The 21,846-nt window shown below is 60.8% G+C and carries 19 protein-coding genes; 9 read left to right on the top strand and 10 right to left on the bottom strand.

What is annotated here, in order from left to right:
• A partial coding sequence (locus OC71_RS23400; protein WP_041073871.1) for an autotransporter domain-containing protein occupies window positions 1-1,114 on the top strand: 1,114 nt, incomplete at its 5' end.
• Window positions 1,115-1,248: 134 nt separating this feature from the next.
• Here OC71_RS23400 and oadA read toward each other — a convergent pair.
• Together oadA and OC71_RS23390 are read right to left on the bottom strand one after the other, a co-directional pair.
• A complete protein-coding gene (gene oadA / locus OC71_RS23395) occupies window positions 1,249-3,057 on the bottom strand; it encodes a sodium-extruding oxaloacetate decarboxylase subunit alpha (RefSeq protein ID WP_041073869.1) in 1,809 nt (602 codons plus the stop codon).
• Window positions 3,058-3,068: 11 nt separating this feature from the next.
• Complete coding sequence (locus tag OC71_RS23390) at window positions 3,069-4,484, bottom strand: acetyl-CoA carboxylase biotin carboxylase subunit (protein ID WP_041073867.1); 1,416 nt, start codon at window positions 4,482-4,484, stop codon at window positions 3,069-3,071.
• A gap of 190 nt (window positions 4,485-4,674) precedes the next feature.
• Here OC71_RS23390 and OC71_RS23385 point away from each other — a divergent pair, with 190 nt between their 5' ends.
• Window positions 4,675-5,637 (top strand): LysR family transcriptional regulator, encoded by a 963-nt coding sequence (locus tag OC71_RS23385; RefSeq protein ID WP_041073865.1) that lies wholly within the window; start codon window positions 4,675-4,677, stop codon window positions 5,635-5,637.
• On the opposite strand, the gene OC71_RS23380 is transcribed toward OC71_RS23385, so the two are convergent.
• The 3 genes from OC71_RS23380 to OC71_RS23370 form a co-directional block, all read right to left on the bottom strand.
• The gene (locus tag OC71_RS23380; protein WP_025112635.1) at window positions 5,579-5,791 is read right to left on the bottom strand and encodes a PA3496 family putative envelope integrity protein; all 213 of its coding nucleotides are present in this window, start codon (window positions 5,789-5,791) and stop codon (window positions 5,579-5,581) included. The genes OC71_RS23385 and OC71_RS23380 overlap by 59 nt on opposite strands.
• 211 nt (window positions 5,792-6,002) lie before the next feature.
• Window positions 6,003-6,869: a transcriptional regulator HexR gene (hexR, locus tag OC71_RS23375; protein ID WP_007962240.1), complete on the bottom strand. Its 867-nt coding sequence runs from the start codon at window positions 6,867-6,869 to the stop codon at window positions 6,003-6,005.
• A gap of 127 nt (window positions 6,870-6,996) precedes the next feature.
• Window positions 6,997-9,903, bottom strand: coding sequence for a GGDEF domain-containing phosphodiesterase (locus OC71_RS23370; RefSeq protein WP_052510615.1), 2,907 nt, complete (start codon window positions 9,901-9,903; stop codon window positions 6,997-6,999).
• 225 nt (window positions 9,904-10,128) lie between these two features.
• Here OC71_RS23370 and uvrD point away from each other — a divergent pair, with 225 nt between their 5' ends.
• The 4 genes from uvrD (at window position 10,129) to OC71_RS23350 (ending at window position 14,464) form a co-directional block, all read left to right on the top strand.
• On the top strand, window positions 10,129-12,312 hold the full coding sequence (gene uvrD / locus OC71_RS23365) for a DNA helicase II (protein WP_041073860.1): 2,184 nt from the start codon (window positions 10,129-10,131) through the stop codon (window positions 12,310-12,312).
• Window positions 12,313-12,426: 114 nt separating this feature from the next.
• Window positions 12,427-12,867, top strand: coding sequence for an EamA family transporter (locus OC71_RS23360; protein WP_027610340.1), 441 nt, complete (start codon window positions 12,427-12,429; stop codon window positions 12,865-12,867).
• A gap of 176 nt (window positions 12,868-13,043) precedes the next feature.
• Entirely contained in the window at window positions 13,044-13,919 is an 876-nt protein-coding gene (locus tag OC71_RS23355; RefSeq protein WP_041073858.1) for a Tim44 domain-containing protein, read from the top strand.
• A gap of 137 nt (window positions 13,920-14,056) precedes the next feature.
• The gene (locus tag OC71_RS23350) at window positions 14,057-14,464 is read left to right on the top strand and encodes an SMI1/KNR4 family protein (RefSeq protein ID WP_024164487.1); all 408 of its coding nucleotides are present in this window, start codon (window positions 14,057-14,059) and stop codon (window positions 14,462-14,464) included.
• A 21-nt stretch (window positions 14,465-14,485) separates the two neighbouring features.
• Here the strand turns inward: OC71_RS23350 and OC71_RS23345 are convergent, their stop codons facing one another.
• Window positions 14,486-16,249 (bottom strand): cation:proton antiporter, encoded by a 1,764-nt coding sequence (locus OC71_RS23345; protein WP_041073855.1) that lies wholly within the window; start codon window positions 16,247-16,249, stop codon window positions 14,486-14,488.
• 282 nt (window positions 16,250-16,531) lie between these two features.
• On the opposite strand from OC71_RS23345, the gene OC71_RS23340 reads away from it, so the two are divergent.
• Window positions 16,532-17,014, top strand: coding sequence for an acyl-CoA thioesterase (locus OC71_RS23340; protein ID WP_041073853.1), 483 nt, complete (start codon window positions 16,532-16,534; stop codon window positions 17,012-17,014).
• Window positions 17,015-17,143: 129 nt separating this feature from the next.
• Here the strand turns inward: OC71_RS23340 and pdxY are convergent, their stop codons facing one another.
• Window positions 17,144-18,016: a pyridoxal kinase PdxY gene (pdxY, locus tag OC71_RS23335; protein WP_041073852.1), complete on the bottom strand. Its 873-nt coding sequence runs from the start codon at window positions 18,014-18,016 to the stop codon at window positions 17,144-17,146.
• A 117-nt stretch (window positions 18,017-18,133) separates the two neighbouring features.
• Between pdxY and OC71_RS23330 the strand changes: the two genes are divergently transcribed.
• Window positions 18,134-18,547 (top strand): DUF3301 domain-containing protein, encoded by a 414-nt coding sequence (locus OC71_RS23330; protein WP_041073850.1) that lies wholly within the window; start codon window positions 18,134-18,136, stop codon window positions 18,545-18,547.
• Window position 18,548: 1 nt separating this feature from the next.
• Here the strand turns inward: OC71_RS23330 and OC71_RS23325 are convergent, their stop codons facing one another.
• Window positions 18,549-19,520: a GTP-binding protein gene (locus tag OC71_RS23325; protein WP_041073849.1), complete on the bottom strand. Its 972-nt coding sequence runs from the start codon at window positions 19,518-19,520 to the stop codon at window positions 18,549-18,551.
• A gap of 28 nt (window positions 19,521-19,548) precedes the next feature.
• Here OC71_RS23325 and OC71_RS23320 point away from each other — a divergent pair, with 28 nt between their 5' ends.
• Window positions 19,549-19,905: a hypothetical protein gene (locus tag OC71_RS23320; RefSeq protein ID WP_041073847.1), complete on the top strand. Its 357-nt coding sequence runs from the start codon at window positions 19,549-19,551 to the stop codon at window positions 19,903-19,905.
• A gap of 4 nt (window positions 19,906-19,909) precedes the next feature.
• Here the strand turns inward: OC71_RS23320 and OC71_RS23315 are convergent, their stop codons facing one another.
• Together OC71_RS23315 and zigA are read right to left on the bottom strand one after the other, a co-directional pair.
• A complete protein-coding gene (locus tag OC71_RS23315) occupies window positions 19,910-20,560 on the bottom strand; it encodes a DUF1826 domain-containing protein (RefSeq protein ID WP_041073845.1) in 651 nt (216 codons plus the stop codon).
• Complete coding sequence (gene zigA, locus OC71_RS23310; RefSeq protein WP_041073843.1) at window positions 20,560-21,765, bottom strand: zinc metallochaperone GTPase ZigA; 1,206 nt, start codon at window positions 21,763-21,765, stop codon at window positions 20,560-20,562. The genes OC71_RS23315 and zigA overlap by 1 nt, the downstream gene beginning before the upstream one ends.
• Window positions 21,766-21,846: the final 81 nt, after the last annotated feature.

The raw sequence follows: 21,846 nt of genomic DNA, 5'->3' as shown, positions 1-21,846 counted from the left end.
TCAGCAACCTCAGCAACCTCAAGAGCCTGAGGCACTTCGCCAGACAAGCAAAGCCATCAGCGCGGCCACACCTCAAAATACTGCCGTCACGGCCCTGCTCGGCTCCAGCAAGCCGACGGCCAGCCTGGCTCTCGAACAACTCGCCGCCGGCAGTTACGCCAACCTCGCCAAAGCCACACTGAGCAGCGTCAATCCGCTCAGCGCCAGCATGCTTTCGGCCATGCATCAACTGGACAGCGGCAATGGCGCGCAGAGCTCAGGGAATGCACCGCGCCGAGCGGCTGGTGGCGAAGGCAACGGGCGGGTCTGGCTGCAAGCACTGGGGCATGGCGGCCAGGTTGATCGTGACGCCGCCAGTGTTCTGAAGCATTCCACCCAAGGTCTGGTCATGGGGGCCGACTGGCGAATCGACGAACAATGGCATGTCGGCCTGATGGGTGCAAAAGCGCAAACCCGCTTCGATGCCCAACAGTTCGACGGTGATCTCGACAGCTGGCACCTCGGCGCCTACGCGCTGCGTCAGGATGGCCCGTTCGCCTTGCGCTTGGGCGCCTCGTACGGCAGCCATGACGGCAGCGGCAAACGTCGCGTCGCCTTCAATGGTTTCAGCGATCGGCTCAAGAGCCGCTATGACGCCAGCACCCAGCACGCCTTTGCCGAAGTCGGCTACAACCTCGGTCGTGGCAACGTCAGCATCGAGCCGTTCGCCAGCGTCGGTTATCAACGCTATCAACGTGACGGCTACACCGAGAAAGGTGGCGATGCGGCGCTCAAGGTTCAGGGTCAGACCCAAGCGAATCCGAGCAGCACCCTCGGCCTGCGCCTGACGAGCACCAACCAACTGTCCAACGGTATGCAGTTGACGCCGCGCCTGAGCGCGAGCGTGAAACACACCTACGGCGATCTGGACAACGTAACGCGCCAGCACCTGGTCAAGGGTGGCAGAAGCTTTGAAGTCACTGGCGCCGAGATGGATCGCAACAGCTTCACGCTGGATGCAGGTCTGGATCTGACGCTGTCCGCCCGTAACACTCTGGGCATTGGCCTCAGCGGCGAGGCCGGCAACGACAGCCGCAGTTACGGCGTGACAGGCCAGTGGCGCATGGCGTTCTGACACAACGCTACGTGTAGGAGCTGCCGCAGGCTCGGGCTTGCGACAGCTCCGACAGAGAACGGCATATTGCAGGCGAAAAAAAAGGGGAGCACATGCCCCCCCGAGGTTTAAAGCGTTGGATCGCGGCGGTTATCTCAGCCTTCGATCTCGATCAGGATTTCGCCCGGGTTGACCCGGTCGCCCTTGGCCACATGAATGGCGGTGACCTTGCCGGCAATCGCTGCCTGGACTTCGGTTTCCATCTTCATCGCTTCGGTGATCAATACAGCCTGGCCAGCCTTGACGGTGTCGCCCTCCTTGACCAGCACATCGACGATGTTGCCTGGCATGGTGGTGCTGACATGGCCCGGTGCCGACGCCTGCTTGCGTTTGCTGCTGCCACCGCCGACGAATTCGTTGAGCGGTTCGAACACCACTTCTTCCGGCATGCCGTCGATGGACAGGTAGAAGTGACGCTTGCCTTCGGCCTTCACGCCGACACCAGTGATGTCGACGCGGTAGGTTTCGCCGTGGACGTCGATGACGAACTCGGTCGGCACGCCTTCGCCGCCAGCCTTCGTCACACCGCCGGCCTCAGGGATCGGCAACAGCACTTCCGGAACCAGGGTGCCGGCGGCACGCTCTTCGAGGAACTTGCGCCCGATGTCCGGGAACATGGCGAAAGTCAGCACGTCTTCTTCGGACTTGGCCAGTGCGCCGATGTCGGCACGCAGCTTGGTCATTTCCGGCTTGAGCAGATCGGCCGGACGTACGTCGATCACCTCTTCGCTGCCGATGGCCTGACGACGCAACTTCTCGTTGACCACGCCCGGCGCCTTGCCGTAGCCGCCTTGCAGGTACAGCTTCACTTCGTTGGTGATGGTCTTGTAACGCTCGCCGGCCAGCACGTTGAAGAACGCCTGAGTGCCGACGATCTGCGAAGTCGGAGTCACCAGCGGCGGGAAGCCAAGGTCTTCACGCACCCGCGGGATTTCCGCCAGCACTTCGGCCATGCGGTTCAGCGCGCCCTGCTCTTTCAACTGGTTGGCAAGGTTGGAGATCATCCCGCCCGGCACCTGGTTGACTTGCACGCGGGTGTCGACGGCGGTGAATTCGCTTTCGAACTGGTGATACTTCTTGCGTACGGCGTAGAAGTACAGACCGATTTCCTGCAGCAGCTCCAGGTTCAGACCGGTGTCGTACTCGGTGCCTTTGAGCGCAGCAACCATCGACTCGGTGCCCGGATGACTGGTGCCCGAGGCGAAGCTGGAGATCGCCGTGTCGATGTGATCGGCGCCGTTTTCAATGGCTTTCAATTGGCACATCGCAGCCAGACCAGCCGTGTCATGCGAGTGGATGAACACTGGCAGCGATTGCTCGGCCTTCAAGGCGCGGACCAGTTCACCGGTGGCGTACGGGGTCAGCAGACCGGCCATGTCCTTGATCGCCACCGAGTCGCAACCCATGGCTTCCATCTGCTTGGCCTGCGCCACGAACGCGTCGATGGTGTGCACCGGACTGGTGGTGTAGGCGATAGTGCCTTGCGCATGTTTGCCGGCAGCTTTCACCGCTTCGATGGCCACGCGCAGGTTTCGCACATCGTTCATTGCGTCGAAGATGCGGAATACGTCGATGCCATTGACCGCGGCCTTGGCGACAAAGGCTTTGACCACGTCATCGCTGTAGTGGCGGTAGCCGAGCAGGTTCTGCCCGCGCAGAAGCATTTGCAGGCGGGTGTTGGGCAGCGCGGCGCGCAGTTGGCGCAGACGCTCCCACGGGTCTTCTTTCAGAAAGCGTACGCAGGCGTCGAACGTCGCACCGCCCCAGCATTCCAGCGACCAATAGCCGACTTTGTCGAGCTTGTCGCAGATCGGCAGCATGTCTTCGGTGCGCATACGGGTGGCGAGCAGCGATTGGTGAGCGTCGCGCAGGATGGTGTCGGTGACAAAGATCTTCTTGCTCATTCTTATATTCCTCACAGGCCTGCGTGGGCGGCGATGGCGGCGGCGATGGCCAGGGCCAGCTCTTCGGGTTTGCGCTTGATCGAGTAGTTGGTCAGTTCAGGGTGGCTTTCAACGAAGCTGGTATTGAACTGGCCGCTACGGAATTCCGGATTGCGCAGGATTTCCTGGTAGTAGGCGGCGGTAGTCTTCACGCCTTGCAGGCGCATGTCGTCCAGCGCCCGCAGGCCACGGTCCATCGCCTCTTCCCAGGTCAGCGCCCAGACCACCAGTTTCAGGCACATCGAATCGTAGAACGGCGGAATGGTGTAACCGGTATAGATCGCCGTGTCGGTGCGTACGCCCGGGCCGCCGGGAGCGTAGTAACGGGTGATCTTGCCGAAGCTCGGCAGGAAGTTGTTTTTCGGGTCTTCGGCGTTGATGCGGAACTGCAGCGCGAAACCACGGTGCTGGATGTCTTCCTGTTTCACCGACAGCGGCAGGCCGGAGGCGATGCGGATCTGTTCGCGGACGATGTCGATCCCGGTGATTTCTTCGGTGATGGTGTGCTCCACCTGCACCCGGGTGTTCATCTCCATGAAGTACACCTCGCCCTCGGCGAGCAGAAACTCCACGGTACCGGCGTTCTCGTAGCCCACAGCCTTGGCCGCACGCACCGACAGGTCGCCGATGTAGGCGCGCTGTTCCGGGGTCAGTTGCGGGCTCGGGGCGATCTCGATCAGCTTCTGGTTGCGGCGCTGGATCGAGCAGTCACGCTCGAACAAGTGCACGACGTTGCCGAAGCTGTCGCCGAGGATCTGCGCTTCGATGTGTTTCGGGTTGACGATGCATTTTTCCAGGAACACTTCCGCCGAACCGAAAGCCTTGGTCGCTTCGGAAATCACCCGAGGGAAATTCTGTTCGAGTTCTTCGCGGCTGTTGCAGCGACGGATGCCGCGCCCGCCACCACCAGAGGTAGCCTTGAGCATCACCGGGTAACCGATGCGGTCGCCTTCGGCCAGGGCTTCTTCGATACCGGAGACGTTGCCTTCGGTGCCTGGGGTGACGGGGACGCCGGCCTTGATCATGCTGCGCCGGGCTTCGGTCTTGTCGCCCATGCGGCGAATGACTTCCGCCGACGGGCCAATGAACTTGATTCCGCGTTCGGCGCAAATGTCTGCCAGCTCGGCATTTTCCGACAGGAAGCCGTAACCGGGATGCAATGCATCGCAACCGGTTTCCACCGCCAGGTTCACCAGCTTGCGCGGGTTCAGATAACCGGCCAGAGGCTCGGCACCAATGCTGTGGGCTTCGTCCGCGCGCTTCACATGCAAGGCATGGCGGTCGGCGTCGGAAAAAATCGCAACCGAGCGAATGCCCATTTCGGCGCAGGCTCGCACGATTCGTACGGCAATCTCACCACGGTTGGCGATCAGGATCTTTGTTATCACTTGGAGGTTCCCTTGAGCCGGTGGCACCACGACCTGCTAGACCCAGGTCGACGCGTGACTAAATGTTTCAATTTAGTCGCAGCCCCACACTAGCGCTCGCAAGGGATTAACAAAAATGAATAAAAATTGGGTCAGGCATAAGCAAAGACTTATAGTTAAACCATCAGCCTGTAGCCAGAGCCTATAAAAAATGCGTAAGTCCTTGATGCGTATGACATTACGCCAATTGCAGATCTTCAACGAAGTGTGTGATTTACGCTCCTACAGCCGCGCCGCCGATGAAATGTCTCTGACACAACCCGCCGTGAGCCTACAGATTCGTCAGCTGGAAGAGCTGATCGGCCAGCCATTATTCGATTACGTCGGCAAAAAACTCTACATGACCGAGGCCGCCGAAGCCCTGCAGCGTGCCAGCCGGGACATCTTCGGCCGCCTGGAAAACCTCGACATGCAGCTGTCGGACATGCAGGGCTCGCTGCAAGGCCAGTTGAAGCTGGCCGTGGAATCCAGTGCCAAATACTTCGTGCCGCACCTGTTCGCCGCGTTCAAGCGCCAGCACCCGGAAGTGAACCTGCAGCTGACTGTGGTCAACCGCGGCCAGGTGATTCGCCGCCTCTCGGACAACCGCGATGATCTGGTGATCATGTCGATGGTGCCGCAGGACATGGGTCTGGAGTTTCTGCCGTTTCTGAACAACCCGATTGTCGCCGTGGCGCGCCCGGACCATCCGCTGGCGCACATGGGGCCGCTGCGTCTGCAGGATCTTGAGCCTTACACGCTGCTGATCCGCGAACCGGGTTCAGGTACGCGATTGGCCTGTGAAGAGTATTTCAAAGAGAAACGCGTGCACTTCACCCAGACTCAGGAAGTGGCCTCGGCCGAAGCTCAACGTGAATGCGTCGTGGCGGGTCTGGGCCTGGCGCTGTTGACCCGCCATGCCCTGAACCTGGAACTGGCGACCGGCGGCCTGGTGGAGCTGCCGGTCGAAGAGTTGCCGCTGTTTCGCAGCTGGTGTCTGGTGCAAGCCAAGGCCAAACGGCTGTCACCGGTGGCGCATGCCTTCCTGGCGTTTATCCGCAGCGAGCGGGTGCAGATCAGCGCGCTGGTTGAGCGCTTCGACGGGAAACTGCCGGTGCGGCCTGCCAGTAGTTGAGTTCGATGTCCTCGGGAAAATCGCTGATTTCGCTCTGAAGCTGACGGAGTTCGAAGCGATCTTCGATGGCGCGACGGAATTCCATGCGACGCTGGTCTTCCTGCTGACGACGGGTTTTCGCGGCGCTGTTGCGTTCTTCGTAGGGCTGAGCCATTTCGAGTCTCCCAAGGCGAGTACGGGAGTTTCACGATAGGCGTGGGGGATGACGGTTTGGCTGCGCGGGGATGACAGTGCGATGAAACTTTGCAAATTGCGTTTCATTGTGGCGAGGGAGCTTGTTCCCGCTGGACTGCGAAGCAGGCCCGGCCTTTCAGGGCCGCTGCACGCCCCATCGGGAGCAAGCTCCCTCGCCACAAAAGCAGGCTTCAGTCGTCCAGAGCTTTCACGGCCTTGGGGGACAGCCGCAAGCTGCGCAGGCTGCGCTTAACGCTCTTCAGGTGGTTAACCAGACTCGGCCCACGCGCCATCGCCACGCCCATCGCCAGCACGTCGATCACCACCAGATGCGCAATGCGCGAGGTCAGCGGTGTGTAGATCTCGGTGTCTTCGTGTACATCGATTGCCAGGTTAACCGTCGACAGCTCGGCCAACGGTGTCTGACTCGGGCACAAAGTGATCAGCGAGGCGCCGCTCTCGCGCACCAGGTTGGCAGTGATCAGCAGATCCTTGGAACGCCCGGACTGGGAAATGCAGATCGCCACGTCGGTCGGCTTCAAGGTCACCGCCGACATCGCCTGCATGTGCGGGTCGGAATACGCCGCAGCGGTCAGCAGCAGACGGAAGAACTTGTGCTGCGCATCCGCCGCCACCGCGCCCGACGCACCAAAGCCGTAGAACTCGACGCGCTGCGCCTGGGACATCAGCGTCACGGCACGCTGCAATTCCACCGGATCGAGCTTCTCGCGAACCTCCATCAGCGTATGCAATGTGGTGTCGAAAATTTTCAGGCTGTAGTCGGCGACCGAGTCGTCTTCATGGATCGCGAACTGGCCGAAGCTGGCACCGGCGGCCAGGCTCTGCGCCAGTTTGAGCTTGAGATCCTGAAACCCGGAGCAGCCAATGGCCCGGCAGAAGCGCACGATGGTCGGTTCGCTGATGCCGACGCTGTGGGCCAGGTCGGCCATGGAACTGTGCATCACCGCCGCAGGGTCAAGCAGCACGTGGTCGGCGACCTTGAGCTCCGACTTGCGTAACAGGTGACGTGACTGGGCGATGTGTTGCAGCAGATTCAAGGGGCTGGACTCTTCTTATGGGCAAGGATGTAGCACGCTTGTAGTTATACTACATGAATTGGCTTTTTGCCTGCTCAATGCGTAACTCCATGTCCCCATATCAGGCGCGATGGAGTGCATGTAGCCCTTAAAGCGGTTTTTCCTGTTCGCGCAACAGCCCGGCCAGACGGTCGGCCTCCACCGGACGACTGATCAGATAACCCTGCACTTCGTCGCAGCACTCGACGCGTAAGAAATCCAGCTGCTCTTGCCGCTCGACACCTTCGGCCACCACTTTTAACGACAGCCCGTGAGCCATGGCGATGATCGCCCGGGTGATCGCCGCATCCTCACTTCCCTGCCCCAGCCCACGAATGAATGCCTGATCGATCTTCACATAATCCACCGGAATCCGTTTGAGGTAACTCAGCGACGAATAGCCGGTGCCGAAGTCATCGATCGCCAGCTTCACCCCCAGATCGCGTAATTGCTGAAAGGTCGCGATGATGTGTTCGACGCTGTCCAGCAGCTGACTCTCGGTGAGTTCCAGTTCGAGGTAGTGCGGCGCCAGCCCGGTTTCCTCCAGCACCTGGCGCACCAGACTGACCAGTTTGCCCTGCCGCAGTTGATGCACCGACAGGTTCACCGATACCCGAATCGGCGCCAGCCCCTGACGCTGCCATTCGCACGCCTGCCAGCAGGCCTGGCGCAGCACGAATTCGCCGATCGGGCCGATCAGTCCGGTTTCCTCGGCCAGGCCGATGAAGTCCCCCGGCGGCACCCGGCCCATGGTCGGATGATCCCAGCGCACCAGCGCCTCCGCCGCATTCAGACGCCCGGTCTGCAGGCACAGCTTCGGCTGGTAGAACACCTTGAGTTGCTTGTCTTCGATGGCTTTGCGCAACTGGTTCTCCAGTTGCAGACGTTCAAGGGTGCTGGCCTGCAAGCTGTCGGTATAGAACTGAAAATTGTTGCCGCCCAGGTGCTTGGCGTGTTGCATGGCCATGTTCGACTGACTGACCAGCGCGGAAATCTCTCGGGCGTTGTCCGGCAGCATGCTGATGCCCATCGAGGCACTGACCACCAGTTCATGCCCTTCGACCGTCAACGGCAGGCGCAGCTTGCTCGACAGCCGCGTGGCGACCCGTGCCAGGCTCGACAGGTTGCCGTAAGCATCGAACAGCACCGCAAACTCGTCACCGGACAGTCGCGCGATGGTGTCAGCCTCCGGCAATGCATTGACCAGGCGTCGGGCCATTTTCTGCAGCAGTTGGTCCGCAACCTCGTGACCGAGGCTGTCGTTGAGCAGCTTGAAGCGATCGAGATTGATGTGCAGCAGCGCCAGACTGCGCCGGCCGCCCTGACGCACGCGCTGATGGGCTTCGTGCAGGCGCTCGCGGAACAGCGAACGATTGGCCAGCCCGGTCAGCTCATCGTAATGCGTCAGGAAGCGCATACGCTCCTCGGATTCGCGTCGCGCGGAAAGATCGGCGAAGAAGCCGACGATATGGCTGACATTTCCCCGACTGTCGCGCACCGCATTGAGTTGCAGCCACTGCGGATACAGCTCGCCGTTCTTGCGGGTTTCCACCAGTTCGCCCTGCCAGCTGCCGTGCTGCTCCAGCGCGTGGCGGATCGAAACGTAATGTCGCCGCGCATCACGACTGCACGGCAGCTCGACGACATTACGCCCGAGCATGTCTTCGATGTCATAACCGGTGACCCGGCTGAACGCCTGATTGATCGCGATCAGCGCGTAGTTCGGGTCGAGAATGACGATGCCTTCGCTGGCCGCTTCGAACACCGTGGCCGCCAGTCGCTGCTGTTCTTCAAGGCTTTTGCTCGCGCTGATGTCGCGCCGGGTACCGACCATGCGGATCACCCGGCCACTGTCACTGCGCTCCACAGCGCGGCCGCGGTCTTCGATCCATACCCAATGGCCGTCACCGTGCCGTACGCGGTATTCGATCTGATAGTCCTCGGAGCGCCCTTTCAGGTGTTCGATCAGCGCCTGCTTGAGTCCGGGCACATCCTCGGGGTGCAGGCGTGGCTTGAGGTCGCGCAGGATCGCCGTGACATATTCAGGCGCGAGGCCGAACAGCTCCTGAATCTGCGTGTGATGGACTTCGTCGGTTTGCAGATTCCAGTCCCACAGCCCCAGTTCACTGGCCTTCAACGCCAGGGCCAGCCGGGCTTCGCTTTTGCTCAGCGCCTGGTTGGCCACGTCCAGTTCGCGGCTGCGCTGCGCCACCCGGTCTTCCAGCTCGACCTGCGCCTCACGCAATTGGCCCTCGGCGCAGCGCCGCTGTTCGATCTCTTTGGCCAGCGCCTGATTGAGCTGCTCGCTGCGGTTCTGCGCCTGCTGCAGGTGCTCGATCAGGTGCTGGTTCTGAAAACGCCGCAGCAAGCCGCGGTCGATCAGCCGATTGACCTGCCATGCCACCACACTCAGTGAGCCGAGCAGAATCAGCCCGAGCCAGCCCCAGCCGCGTGCCTGTTCGTCGCCGCCCCAGAACAGGTAGCCGATCGCTGGCAGCAGGCACGGTAAGGTAAAGGACAGAAACGCCGGCAGGCTGACGGCATAAGCAACGCTGGCCGACAAGGTCGCGGCGCCGATCAGGCCGAACACCCAGGCTTGCTGCATGAAGTTGTCGGCGGGCACCAGCGCGATGCCGGCGCCAGCCAGCGTCAGGCCGGTCATGGTCGAGCCGAGCAGGAACATGCGGAACCAGATCGGCTGGGCCTGACGGTCCGGGATCGCCGAATCGAACGCGGCGACCTGAATCACCCGCAGTGCCACCAGCGACAACAACCAGACCAGCCAGATGCTGACCACGAAATAGCGCTGCGGGCTCCAGAGCAAAGCGGCGCAGACCAGACCATTGAGTAACATGAACATCGTCGGCAGCAGCGAGCCCTGATACAGCAGGCGCGTGCGTTCGACCGCCATTTCGACGGCGTAATGCTTGCGAATGACCCGGGGTTCCACAGAGGGGCCCGACAGGTCTGAGCTGAGGGTCTTGTGCAATGTTGTTGTTCTTATAAGAGTGAGCATTGGGCCCGAAACGTGGACGGAGCATACACAAGCAGACCCCGTTGCCAAACTGCTCCAGATCATAATTTGCCGGAAACTTTTCCCGTCCGATCACCGGCAAAACCCGCAAAGCGAGGCGGGCCGAAGCCTGTAGCCAGTGACCGACCGGTCGTCATCGGCGGCACTTTCATCGGCTAATGCAAAGCTCGGTTTGCCCGGGCCTGCGGCGCACCCTAGAATGCCCCGATGCGCGATGATCTCTCCCTTCTGCTGAACTCCCTCAACGATGCCCAACGCCAGGCCGTAGCAGCCCCCGTTGGCCGTCAGTTGGTCCTGGCCGGTGCCGGTTCCGGTAAAACCCGAGTGCTGGTGCACCGTATCGCCTGGTTGATCCAGGTCGAAAACGCCTCGCCCCACTCCATTCTGTCGGTGACCTTCACCAACAAGGCCGCTGCCGAGATGCGTCATCGCATCGAGCAGTTGCTGGGTATCAACCCGGCCGGGATGTGGGTCGGCACCTTCCACGGCCTGGCGCACCGCTTGCTGCGGGCGCACTGGCAGGAAGCCGGGTTGAGCCAGACTTTCCAGATTCTCGACAGCGACGACCAGCAACGCCTGGTCAAGCGGGTGATCCGCGAGCTGGGGCTGGACGAGCAACGCTGGCCGGCGCGTCAGGCCCAATGGTTCATCAACGGGCAGAAAGACGAAGGTCTGCGCCCACAGCACATTCAGGCCAGCGGCGACTTGTACCTGGCGACCATGCGCGGCATCTATGAAGCCTACGAGGCGGCCTGCCAGCGCGCCGGGGTCATCGATTTTTCCGAACTGCTGCTGCGCGCCCTCGACTTGTGGCGCGATCACCCGGGTCTGCTGGCGCACTATCAAAAGCGCTTCCGCCACATCCTCGTCGACGAGTTCCAGGACACCAACGCCGTGCAGTACGCCTGGTTGCGCCTGCTCGGCAAGGGCGGTGACAGCCTGATGGTGGTCGGCGACGACGATCAGTCTATCTACGGCTGGCGCGGGGCGAAAATCGAGAACATTCATCAGTACTCGTCCGACTTCCCGGATTCGGTAACCATTCGCCTGGAGCAGAACTACCGCTCCACCGCTGGCATCCTCAAGGCGGCCAACGCCTTGATCGCCAACAACACCGGACGCCTCGGCAAAGAGCTGTGGACCGACGGTGGCGATGGCGAAGCGATCAACCTGTACGCCGCGTTCAACGAACACGACGAAGCACGCTACGTTGTCGAAACCATAGAAAGTGCGCTGAAAACCGGCCTGGCTCGCAGCGATATCGCGATTCTCTACCGCTCCAACGCCCAATCGCGCGTTTTGGAAGAAGCCTTGCTGCGCGAGCGCATTCCGTACCGCATCTATGGCGGCCAGCGCTTCTTCGAGCGCGCGGAAATCAAGAACGCCATGGCCTACCTGCGTTTGCTGGAAGGTCGCGGCAACGATGCGGCACTGGAGCGGGTCATCAACGTCCCGGCCCGTGGCATCGGTGAGAAAACCGTCGAGGCGATCCGCGACCATGCCCGTCACAGCGATGTGTCGATGTGGGAAGCAATGCGGCAACTGGTCGCCAATAAAGGCCTGACCGGTCGTGCTGCCGGCGCCTTGGGGGCGTTTATCGAGCTGATCGAAAATCTCGCCGCCAAGTGCATGGAGATGCCGTTGCATTTGATGACCCAGACCGTCATCGAGCAATCGGGGCTGATCGCCTATCACGAAGCGGAAAAAGGCGAGAAAGGCCAGGCCCGGGTGGAAAACCTTGAGGAACTGGTCAGCGCCGCGCGCAACTTCGAAAACACCGAAGAAGACGAAGAGCTGACGCCCCTGGCGGCATTCCTCGGCCACGCGTCGCTGGAAGCCGGCGACACTCAGGCCGACGAGCATGAAGACAGCATTCAACTGATGACCCTGCACAGCGCCAAAGGCCTGGAATTCCCTTACGTGTTCCTGGTGGGCATGGAAGAAGGCCTGTTCCCGCACAAGATGAGCCTGGAAGAACCGGGGCGCCTTGAAGAGGAACGCCGTCTGGCCTACGTCGGCATCACCCGCGCCATGCAGAACCTGGTGATGACCTATGCTGAAACCCGACGCCTGTACGGCAGCGAGACCTACAACAAGGTTTCGCGTTTCGTCCGCGAGGTGCCGAAGGGGCTGATCCAGGAAGTGCGTTTGTCGAACAGCGTCAGCCGACCGTTTGGCGGCAACCAGTCGATGAGCGGCAGCAACCTGTTCAGCGGCAGCGAGATTCCGGAAACCGGCTTCAGCCTGGGTCAGGCAGTACGCCATTCAATCTTCGGCGACGGCGTGATCCTCAACTTCGAAGGTTCCGGCGCGCAGGCACGGGTGCAGGTGAATTTCAGCGAAGGCAGCAAGTGGCTGATGCTGGGGTACGCCAAGCTGGAAGCTATCTAAAAGTACAAAAGATCGCAGCCAGCGGCAGCTCCTGCACAAGCACGCTCCCCCTGCAGGAGCTGCCGCAAGCTGCGATCTTTTTGATTTACAACCCATTCGGGAAAGGACAGTGCAATGGGCTCAGGCTTCTTCTCTTCCTGGACATTCTGGGCCTTGCTCTCGGCGACGTTCGCCGCGCTGACGGCGATCTTTGCCAAGATCGGCATCGAAAACGTCAATTCCGACTTCGCCACTCTGCTGCGTACTATCGTGGTACTGGTCAGTCTGGCCTTGATTTTGTACGCGACGGGCCAATATCAGTCATTGGGATCAATTTCCGCCAAGAGCTACCTGTTCCTGCTGTTGTCCGGCCTGGGTACCGGCGCGTCGTGGCTGTGCTACTTCCGCGCGCTGAAAGTCGGCCCGGCTTCGCTGGTCGCGCCAGTGGACAAGCTCAGCGTGGTACTGGTGGCGGTGCTCGGCGTGATCCTGCTGGGCGAGAAACTCGACCTGCGCCAATGGGGCGGTATCGGCTTGATCACCGCAGGTGTGGTGATGTTGGCGTTGCGTCGATAAGCAAGTTTCCCGCTGAACCTATCCCATTTTCCTACAGACAAAAGTACATGGCCTGATTGCCTCGACCGAGCTGAACGTAACCTGTCAGGCAAAAGCCCGAAACACTCTCTCGCTAGCCAGTAACACTTCAGCTGTGCAACATGGCGCGCGTGTCTCCACAAACGGGAATTCCCTTTATGAAACGTTTTCTTAGCATCGCCATGGCGTTGTGCATCGGCCTGACGATGAGCCTCGACGCCAACGCCAAGCGCTTTGGTGGTGGCAAAAGTGCCGGCGCTGCGCCGACGCACCAGACCAGCCAGATGGCTCCTTCTTCCCCAGGCATGGGCGGCGCAGCAGCGACCGCTGGTGCAGCCGGCGCTGCCGGTGCCGCGGCCAAGGCCGGCGGCGCTTCGAAATGGCTCGGCCCTCTGGCCGGTATCGCCGCCGGTGGCCTGCTCGCGTCCATGTTCATGGGCGGCGGCTTCCAGGGCATGCAGATCTTCGACATCCTGATCATGGCCGTGATCGCGTTCGTGATCTTCCGCTTCATCGCCGCTCGTCGACGCAAGCAGCAGGAGCACCTGGCACCGGCCGGCGCGCCGATGCAGCGTGAAGTATTCGAACAGAAGCCTGCTGCCATGGGTTCGATCTTCGGTGGTTCGGCTGCTCCGGCTGCCGCTCGTCCGGTGATCAACGCGCCAGCCTGGTTCAACGAACAGCGCTTCCTTGAAGCCGCGCGCAGCCACTTCCAGTCGCTGCAGCAGCACTGGGACGCCAACGAAATGGATAAGATCGCCGAGTTCGTGACCCCGCAGATGCTCGAGTTCCTCAAGCGTGAGCGTGCGGATCTGGGCGACGGCTTCCAGTCGACCTACATCGACAACCTGCAAGTGCAGTTGGACGGCGTGGATGATCGCGCCGACAAGACGATCGCCACCCTGACCTTCAGCGGCGTGTCGAAGACCTCGCGTTTCGACCAGGGCGAAGTGTTCAGCGAGAGCTGGAACATGGAACGTCCACAGGGCGAGAACCAGCCTTGGCTGGTGGCCGGTATCCGCCAGAACGGCTGATCCCCATCGCGTTACGCATGTGGTAATAAAAACCCCGGCTCAGGCCGGGGTTTTCTATTTCGCGGTTGCATCTATAGCGAGCTACTGTATAAACCGGCCCATATAAACCGCGCCATTCAAGCAAGAGGATCCCGGACGTGGAAGAAATCATCGAACAACTGCGCGAAGCCAACGAACCCGTACCGGTTCCCCTGGAGTTGCCCGACGAAGACCAGTTGGTGGAGATCGAAGAAGAACTCTTCATCAACATCCCGTTCGTCTTCAAAGAGTTTCTGCTGACCGTCAGCGACGTGGTGTACGGCAGCCTCGAGCCGGTGACCGTCACCGACCCGCAATCGCACACTTACCTGCCGGATGTCGCGGCCAACGCCTGGGACGCTGGCGTACCGCGCGACCTGATCCCGATCTGCCAAGACGGCGACAACTACTACTGCGTCGAAGAAGACGGCACCGTGGTGCTGTGGTCCGGCGAAGAAGAGCTGATCACCGAAGAGTCCTGGGAATCGGTGTGGCACTGGGCGCGGGACGTCTGGCTGGAAAGCTGATTCACCAGCCGCCCCGGGCAATCAGTGCCCCGACGATTCCTTGTGGTTGTCGAGGGTTTCCAGCAAAGCCACCTGCATCCGCGTGTGCACGCGGATGAACCAGCGCCAGAGCAGCGCCGCCACGGCGGCCGCCACCACGGCGACCAGCACCAACAGCTTGTTGGTCGGCAGGATACTGGCCGACAAGGCTGCCAGCAGCAGGAAGATCACCAGCAGCGAGAGGATCGGGATCACTTCGGAGATCACCCGCCGCACTCGCTGCGTGTGCCGCCCAGCCATCTCCGGCTTCACGCCCATCTCCGCCAGCAGCATCGACAGCGCCTTGAGCTTGCGATACGCCGCGATTAGAAACGGCAGCGACAGCAGCAGCGCCCCGCCCCAGATCAACGCCTTCTGCCAGCTCGGATCAGCGACCCAGTCCTGCATCCACTCCGACAGCCGTCCGGCAAAGAACGCACCGCTGAAGAAGATCGCGATCACCAGCGCCAGGTTGACCCCGACCTGCAACAGAATCCGCCGGATCATCGCCGCCAGCATCGCGCCCTCGCCTTGCGGCTGAATGCTGCGCAGCCACTCGCCGTACATGCCGAATACTCGTCCCAGGCGCTTGGGTACCGCCGCAGAGAGTTTGATCGACAGCGGATCGGCCGCGCGGATCAGGTACGGCGTCAGCAGCGTGGTGATCACCGACACCGCCACCGCGACGGGATAAAGAAAGTTGCTGGTGACCTGCAGCGTCATCCCGAGCGCGGCGATGATGAAGGAAAATTCGCCAATCTGTGACAGCCCCATCCCCACACGCAGTGAGGTGCGTCCGTCATTGCCGGCGATAAACGCCCCGAGGCCGCAGGACAACATCTTGCCAAGCACCACCGCCACGGTGATTACCGCGATCGGCCAGGCGTATTGCAGCAGGATCATCGGATCGAGCATCAGGCCGATGGCGACGAAGAAGATTGCACTGAACAGGTCGCGAACCGGTTCGATCAGGCGCTCGATTTTCAGCAACTGCCGCGACTCGGCCATGATCGCGCCGATCAGGAAGGCGCCGAGCACCATGCTGTATTCGAGCTTGACCACCAGCAGACAAAAACCGAAACACAGGCCGAGCACGGTGATCAGTAGCATCTCGTTGCTTTCGAATTTGGCGACGTACGCCAGCAGGCGCGGCACCAGCAGAATGCCGATCACCAACGCGACGATCATGAACAGCGACAGCTTGCCGACCGTGGAAAACACTTCGCCCGAACTGACCGTGCCGCTGACTGCGATGCTCGACAGCAAGGCGATGATGCCGATGCCGAGGATGTCCTCGACGATCAATACGCCGAAGATCAGCTGCGCGAAGCGCTCGTTCTTCATCTTCAGGTCGTTGAGCGCCTTGACGATGATAGTGGTCGAGGAGATGGCGAGGATTGCGCCGAGGAACAGCGAGTCCATGGTGTTCCAGTCGAACCAGCGGCCGATTTCATAGCCGATCCAGATCATCAGGACAATTTCGAGGAACGCCGCGATAAACGCCGTGGCCCCGACCTTGAACAACTTGCGCAGGCTGAACTCCAGCCCGAGGCAGAACATCAGGAAAATCACCCCCAGCTCGGCGAGGGTCTTGATGGTTTCTTCGTCGTGAATCAGACCGAATGGCGGGGTGTGCGGGCCGATGATGAAACCGGCGACGATGTAGCCGAGCACCACCGGCTGCTTGAAACGGTGAAACAACACGGTGACCACACCTGCGACCAACATGATCACTGCCAGGTCCTGAATAAAGCTGATGGCATGCATGGTGTGGGCTCCTTGTATGACGTGACCCGCCGTCAGACTTCAAAAAGCTCTGAGCGAGTTGGGTAAAAATCCGCTTTTCATGTAGGAATTGCCCTTGGGCAGGGCCTTTTGCAGGTTAACACCGCGACTTCCGGCTGGAAGGCGGTGCAATATAAGGAAACAGATCGGTCGCGGCGTGACGGCAGCCAGCCGTCTGGCGTCCCGATAACGGTGCTTTTGAAAAAGCCACCAGGCACCCGCAGAGGTGCGTCCAGCCATCCAGCCTTGATCCGTGAGAACGTTATGGAACCCGGAAACGCCCAACTGTCGATGACGGTATTGATGACCCCCGACATGGCCAACTTCTCTGGCAATGTCCACGGCGGTACCCTGCTCAAATACCTCGACGAAGTGGCCTACGCCTGCGCGAGCCGCTATGCCGGCCGCTACGTGGTGACGCTGTCGGTGGATCAGGTGATTTTCCGCGAGCCGATCCATGTCGGCGAACTGGTGACCTTCCTCGCGTCGGTCAACTACACCGGCAACACCTCGATGGAAGTCGGCATCAAAGTGGTGACCGAGAACATTCGCGAGCGCTCGGTGCGCCACACCAACAGCTGCTTCTTCACCATGGTTGCGGTGGATGACCAGCGCAAACCGGCCCCCGTGCCGCCGCTGCAACCGCAGAACAGCGAAGACAAGCGTCGCTACATGCAGGCGCAGCAGCGTCGGCAGATTCGCCAGGAGCTGGAAAAGCGCTATCAGGAGATCAAGGGCGACGCCTGATCAGCCCTTTGGAATGATGTCGCTTTACAGATCGCCTTCGCGAGCAAGCCCACATTGAATCGCAGTCCTCCCATGGGAATGCAGTCGAACGTGGGAGCGGGCTTGCTCGCGAATAGACGTAATGCGGTCTTACAGACTGATCGCCGTTGCCTCAAACTTCACCCGCGGATGCGCGATCCGGTCCTGCGCCCGCACCAGTTGCAGCTCATAACTGGCACACGCCTGGGTCTCCAGCAGCACTTCATGCACCGCCGCTGCGGTGAACTCGAACGCCGCCATCAGGCTGTCGCCCAACAGCACCCGCGCGAGGAACAGCCCGGACGTCAGATCGCCCACGCCCACCGGCTGACGCGGAAACGCCAGCAGCGGACGGCGCAAGTGCCAGCTTTCATCAGCGGTCACCAACAACATCTCGAAACCGTCCGCCGGCTTGCCCGGATAATCCAGATGCTTGACCAGCACCGCTTTCGGCCCGCGCGCCAGCAGCGCCCGAGCCATCGCCAGGCAATCGAACAACGACTGCGGCTTGCGCCCGGAGAAGCTGTCCAGCTCCAGTTGGTTCGGACACATGATGTCCGCCACCGCCGCGGCTTCTTCCAGCAGAAAGTCGCTGACTTCGGCCGGTACACTGCAGCCTTTCTCCGGATGGCCCATCACCGGGTCACACAGGTACAACGCCTTCGGATTGACCGATTTGATGCGCTCGACGCCACTGAGAATCGCCCGGCCCTGCGCCGCGCTGCCCAGATAGCCGGAGAGCACAGCGTCGCAGTTGCCCAGTTCGCCAATGGCGGCAATGCCGTCGACCAGTTCGGGGATCTGCTGCGGCGCGAGCACTTCACCGGCCCATTGGCCGTACTGGGTATGGTTGGAGAACTGCACCGTGTTGAGCGGCCAGACATTCACCCCGACCCGCTGCATCGGAAAAACCGCAGCGCTGTTGCCGGCGTGGCCGAAGACCACATGGGACTGAATGGCGAGCAGATGAGGCGTACGTTTCATTCGGGTTATTCCGTAAAACGATTGAAATTCAAGCCGCGCAGTATGCGACGAAACACAGCCTGTACGACAGACCGGCGACGCAGTTAAGCTGGACCAATCTTTTGGAGTTTCCTGTTGATGCTGACCCTTGAAAACATCTTCGTGCTGATGCTGTTCGCCGCTGCCGGCGCATGGCTTTGGCACAACCACGGCTTGCGCGAGCGGGCGCTGGAGCGGGTCAAGCAGCATTGCATCAACGTCGGCGTTGAACTGCTGGACGGTAACGTCGCGTTGAAAAAAATCGGCTTGATCAAGGATGTCAGCGGCCGGCGGCGTCTGGCCCGGGTCTACAACTTCGAGTTCACCGTGACTGGGGAAACCCGGCACAACGGCATCATCACCCAGTTTGGCGCGCACAGCGCTCAGATTGAACTGGCGCCCTACCCGGCGCCGTTCGACGACACGCCACCGGTGGTCGAAGTTACCCGCCCACGGGCCGAAGTGATCGAACTGAGCCAGTGGCGCCAAGAACACAATAAGTGGAAGCCGTAAGCTAATCCGCTTGAACTCGACATTGCGTCAGGCCTGACTGCAAAGCATCGATACTTCGCGCATCGGCAAAGATCAGCTCTATACGCGAATCCCGTCGCCACTCACTGGGCTGCCAATCCAGTTCAGCGTTATCCACGGCATTGGCCGAGACCCAGCCCTCGGCGCTATGGATAACCAGTTTCGCCCGCCGCCAGTTCAGGCTCTGCAGCCATTGGCTCAGACGTTGCGTATCGAACGTCTGCCCCGGGTGCCAACGCCAGCCGATGCTCCAACCGCCCTCCTGTGCCTGACTCAGGCAAATCGGCGATGCCGGGTCGCTCCAGAGCGCCGGAATCGGTCCCGCCCCCTGCGGCACAACAAGGTTATCCACACCCGCAATTGCTTGCGCCGTCACACCCGGCAACTCGCGTAAAGACAGTTGCGCCTGCTGCGTCCAGATCAATTTGACCGCCGGCAAACGCTCGGCGATGGTCTGCCGCACAGCCTCATCCAGGCCTTCGGCCTTGTTCAGCAACAGCAGACCGGCGCCGCCCAAAGCGTCCTGCTGAGCGGGCGGCAACGCTTTCCCGGCGGCCAGTGCCTGGGCATCCAGCACTGACACAGAAGGCTGCAGCGCCAGTACACCCAACCACGGCGCCTCACCTAACTGCTTGAGCAATTGCGCCGGATGGCCCAGCCCGGACGGCTCGATGAACAGCCGATCCGGTCTGGCCTTGCGCAGCAAACGGCCGAGACCGATTTGAAACGGCGCGCCGTTGACGCAACACAAACAGCCCCCGGCGACTTCGCCCAGTGCGATACCATCGCCATCGCGGGTCAGCAACGCAGCATCGAGGCCGATCTGACCGAACTCGTTGATCAGCACCGCCCAGCGCTCACCGGCCGGCCGTTGGGCCATGAGCTGGCGAATCAGACTGGTCTTGCCGGCGCCCAAAGGGCCGGCGATGACATGGGTAGGAATGTTCTGCAACATGACTGGGCGTTTTCTGAGGGGATTGGACATGCGTTGGATGGGATGGTCGTTGCTGTTGATGTCGCTGTCGAGCGAAGCCTTGGCTCAAGCCTGCGTTGTGCACAGTCAGGGCGAGCGACTCGACGTCAAGGTTTGCCAGCAAAACCGCAGTATTCCCGAGAAGCTGTTCAGCGACGGGTTCTGCCAACCGACCCTGGCCGGGCAGAAAGTCGAGGTGCAGTACGTCGATCAATGCCCGAGCGGCGCGTTCGGCGTGTGCAGCAACGCGCAAGTCGCCAATATGCCCTATCGCCAGGATATCCACTATTACGGCGTGGCTTCAGACATGGCGTATTTGAAGCCGTATTGCGAAGGCCAGAGCCAGGGTAAATGGCTCAAGCCTTGAGCCATCAACCGAGCCAGTCGAGCGTCAGCAGCAGCCGTCGTTCACCCGCTGGCAGTTGCGGAGAACGATGGATCAGACCGAAGCCTTCGTTGCCGTGCCATTTTTCGCCTTTCAATAGCGCCACGTCGCCACTGTGCAGTTGCTGGATGTTTGCCATGTCGTTTGGCTCAGCGTTCGCCTGACCCAATTGCTCGCGGTCCATTGCGCCCTCCTTGAGCCACTGACTGCCGATTCCGCCATACGTGGTGAGCAGGCGCACCGGCACATGATCGACGTGGAAACGCGGACACATGGCCTTGTCCAGCACCCGCAGGCGCAAGCCGATACGCCGTGCACCCAGCAGGCAGGCGAAGGCACTGACCAGCCATCCCAGATCAGCGACAAAGCCTTCATAGCCTTCCAGGTCACGGAACCCGGCGGCCAGTCCACTGAGATCAGGCTCGCCGTCTTCATCCGGCAATTCGAGGCAGAGCGACTGCGCCAGTGGCTCGTTGAGCGACAGCAACAATGCTGCGAAATCGGCAATGTGCAGCGGCAGTTGGCGCTGCCAGACCGCAAGATTGACGTCGTCTTCGAGGATTCGCGTCAGCGTTTTCGGCGTCGCCCCCTGATGCTGATGACGTACTCGGTTCTGCTGCAGTTTGAGCGCAAGCATCAGGCGGCCTCTTCGTGCCAAGGGCCGAACGGATCCGGCAGCGTGCGCCAACCGTCTACACCAGCAGCCATTTCTTCGTCAGTCAGCAGGCAGGCATCGAGCTCCGACTTGAGCTGTACGAAATCGATGTTCTGGCCAATGAATACCAGCTCCTGACGACAATCTCCGACACTCGGCGTCCAGTTTTCCATGATTGCTGCGGTACTGTCCTGATCCTGCGGCCATTGGTTTTTCGGCACGAAACGCCACCAGCGTCCAGCGAAACCGTGGCGCATCAGGCCGCCTGCCTGCGACCAGCTGCCCGCATCCGTGACCTTGCTGGCGAGCCAGAAAAAACCCTTGGAGCGCAGTAATTTACCGTTCATCCATGGACGATCAATGAAGCTGTAAAAGCGCTGCGGGTGGAACGGGCGGCGTGCGCGATAAGCCGTGGAAGCAATGCCATACTCGGTGGTTTCCGGCACATGCTCACCGCGCAATTCCTGCAGCCAGCCCGGGGCTTGGGCGGCTTTGTCAAAATCGAATCGGCGCGTGTTGAGGATCTTCTCCAGCGGCACCTCGCCCATCACCATCGGGATAATTTCCGCCTGGGCATTGAGGCGCTTGAGAATTGCCGTGAGTTCGTCGCGCGCCTGGCGGCTGATGAGGTCGATCTTGCTGATCAGCAGTACGTCGGCGAACTCGATTTGTTCGATCAACAGGTCGGTGATCGAGCGTTCATCTTCATCGCCCAAGGTCTCGCCGCGGGACGCGAGGCTCTCGGCAGCCTGGTAGTCGAGGAGAAAATTCACGCCGTCGACTACCGTGACCATGGTGTCGAGTCGAGCAACGTCGGCGAGGCTCTGACCCAGCTCATCGCGGAAGGTGAAGGTTTCGGCGACCGGCAGCGGCTCGGAAATACCAGTGGATTCGATGAGCAGATAATCGAAGCGGCCTTCGCGAGCAAGTTTGCTGACCTCTTCCAACAGGTCCTCGCGTAACGTACAGCAGATACAACCGTTGCTCATCTCTACCAGTTTTTCTTCAGCACGGTTCAGGCGGACATCACGCTGGACTTCGCTGCCATCAATGTTGATCTCGCTCATATCGTTAACGATGACTGCAACGCGCAAGCCTTCTCGATTACGTAGTACGTAATTCAAAACTGTACTTTTTCCAGCGCCGAGAAAGCCCGAAAGAACGGTCACGGGGAGCGGAGATGACATTGGATAATCCTCATCAGATGGTGGCCGATGGGCGTGTATGCCGGATTTGGCGTAACGCACCGCGTTCTCAGGCTTCAAAAC

The sequence above is a fragment of the Pseudomonas sp. W15Feb9B genome (assembly GCF_000828175.1).
Lineage (GTDB): Bacteria > Pseudomonadota > Gammaproteobacteria > Pseudomonadales > Pseudomonadaceae > Aquipseudomonas > Aquipseudomonas parakoreensis.
The sequence above is the reverse complement of the archived record's forward strand: the minus strand, read 5'-3'. Positions and strand labels throughout refer to the sequence as shown.

What these genes read in the sequence shown, in the direction of transcription:
- oadA (WP_041073869.1), bottom strand. Translation starts at nt 3,057, where the DNA reads ATGAGCAAGAAGATCTTTGTCACCGACACCATCCTGCGCGACGCTCAC.
- OC71_RS23385 (WP_041073865.1), top strand. Translation starts at nt 4,675, where the DNA reads ATGCGTAAGTCCTTGATGCGTATGACATTACGCCAATTGCAGATCTTC.
- OC71_RS23380 (WP_025112635.1), bottom strand. Translation starts at nt 5,791, where the DNA reads ATGGCTCAGCCCTACGAAGAACGCAACAGCGCCGCGAAAACCCGTCGT.
- OC71_RS23370 (WP_052510615.1), bottom strand. Translation starts at nt 9,903, where the DNA reads ATGCTCACTCTTATAAGAACAACAACATTGCACAAGACCCTCAGCTCA.
- uvrD (WP_041073860.1), top strand. Translation starts at nt 10,129, where the DNA reads ATGCGCGATGATCTCTCCCTTCTGCTGAACTCCCTCAACGATGCCCAA.
- OC71_RS23360 (WP_027610340.1), top strand. Translation starts at nt 12,427, where the DNA reads ATGGGCTCAGGCTTCTTCTCTTCCTGGACATTCTGGGCCTTGCTCTCG.
- OC71_RS23355 (WP_041073858.1), top strand. Translation starts at nt 13,044, where the DNA reads ATGAAACGTTTTCTTAGCATCGCCATGGCGTTGTGCATCGGCCTGACG.
- OC71_RS23345 (WP_041073855.1), bottom strand. Translation starts at nt 16,249, where the DNA reads ATGCATGCCATCAGCTTTATTCAGGACCTGGCAGTGATCATGTTGGTC.
- OC71_RS23340 (WP_041073853.1), top strand. Translation starts at nt 16,532, where the DNA reads ATGGAACCCGGAAACGCCCAACTGTCGATGACGGTATTGATGACCCCC.
- pdxY (WP_041073852.1), bottom strand. Translation starts at nt 18,016, where the DNA reads ATGAAACGTACGCCTCATCTGCTCGCCATTCAGTCCCATGTGGTCTTC.
- OC71_RS23330 (WP_041073850.1), top strand. Translation starts at nt 18,134, where the DNA reads ATGCTGACCCTTGAAAACATCTTCGTGCTGATGCTGTTCGCCGCTGCC.
- OC71_RS23325 (WP_041073849.1), bottom strand. Translation starts at nt 19,520, where the DNA reads ATGTTGCAGAACATTCCTACCCATGTCATCGCCGGCCCTTTGGGCGCC.
- OC71_RS23320 (WP_041073847.1), top strand. Translation starts at nt 19,549, where the DNA reads ATGCGTTGGATGGGATGGTCGTTGCTGTTGATGTCGCTGTCGAGCGAA.
- OC71_RS23315 (WP_041073845.1), bottom strand. Translation starts at nt 20,560, where the DNA reads ATGCTTGCGCTCAAACTGCAGCAGAACCGAGTACGTCATCAGCATCAG.
- zigA (WP_041073843.1), bottom strand. Translation starts at nt 21,765, where the DNA reads ATGTCATCTCCGCTCCCCGTGACCGTTCTTTCGGGCTTTCTCGGCGCT.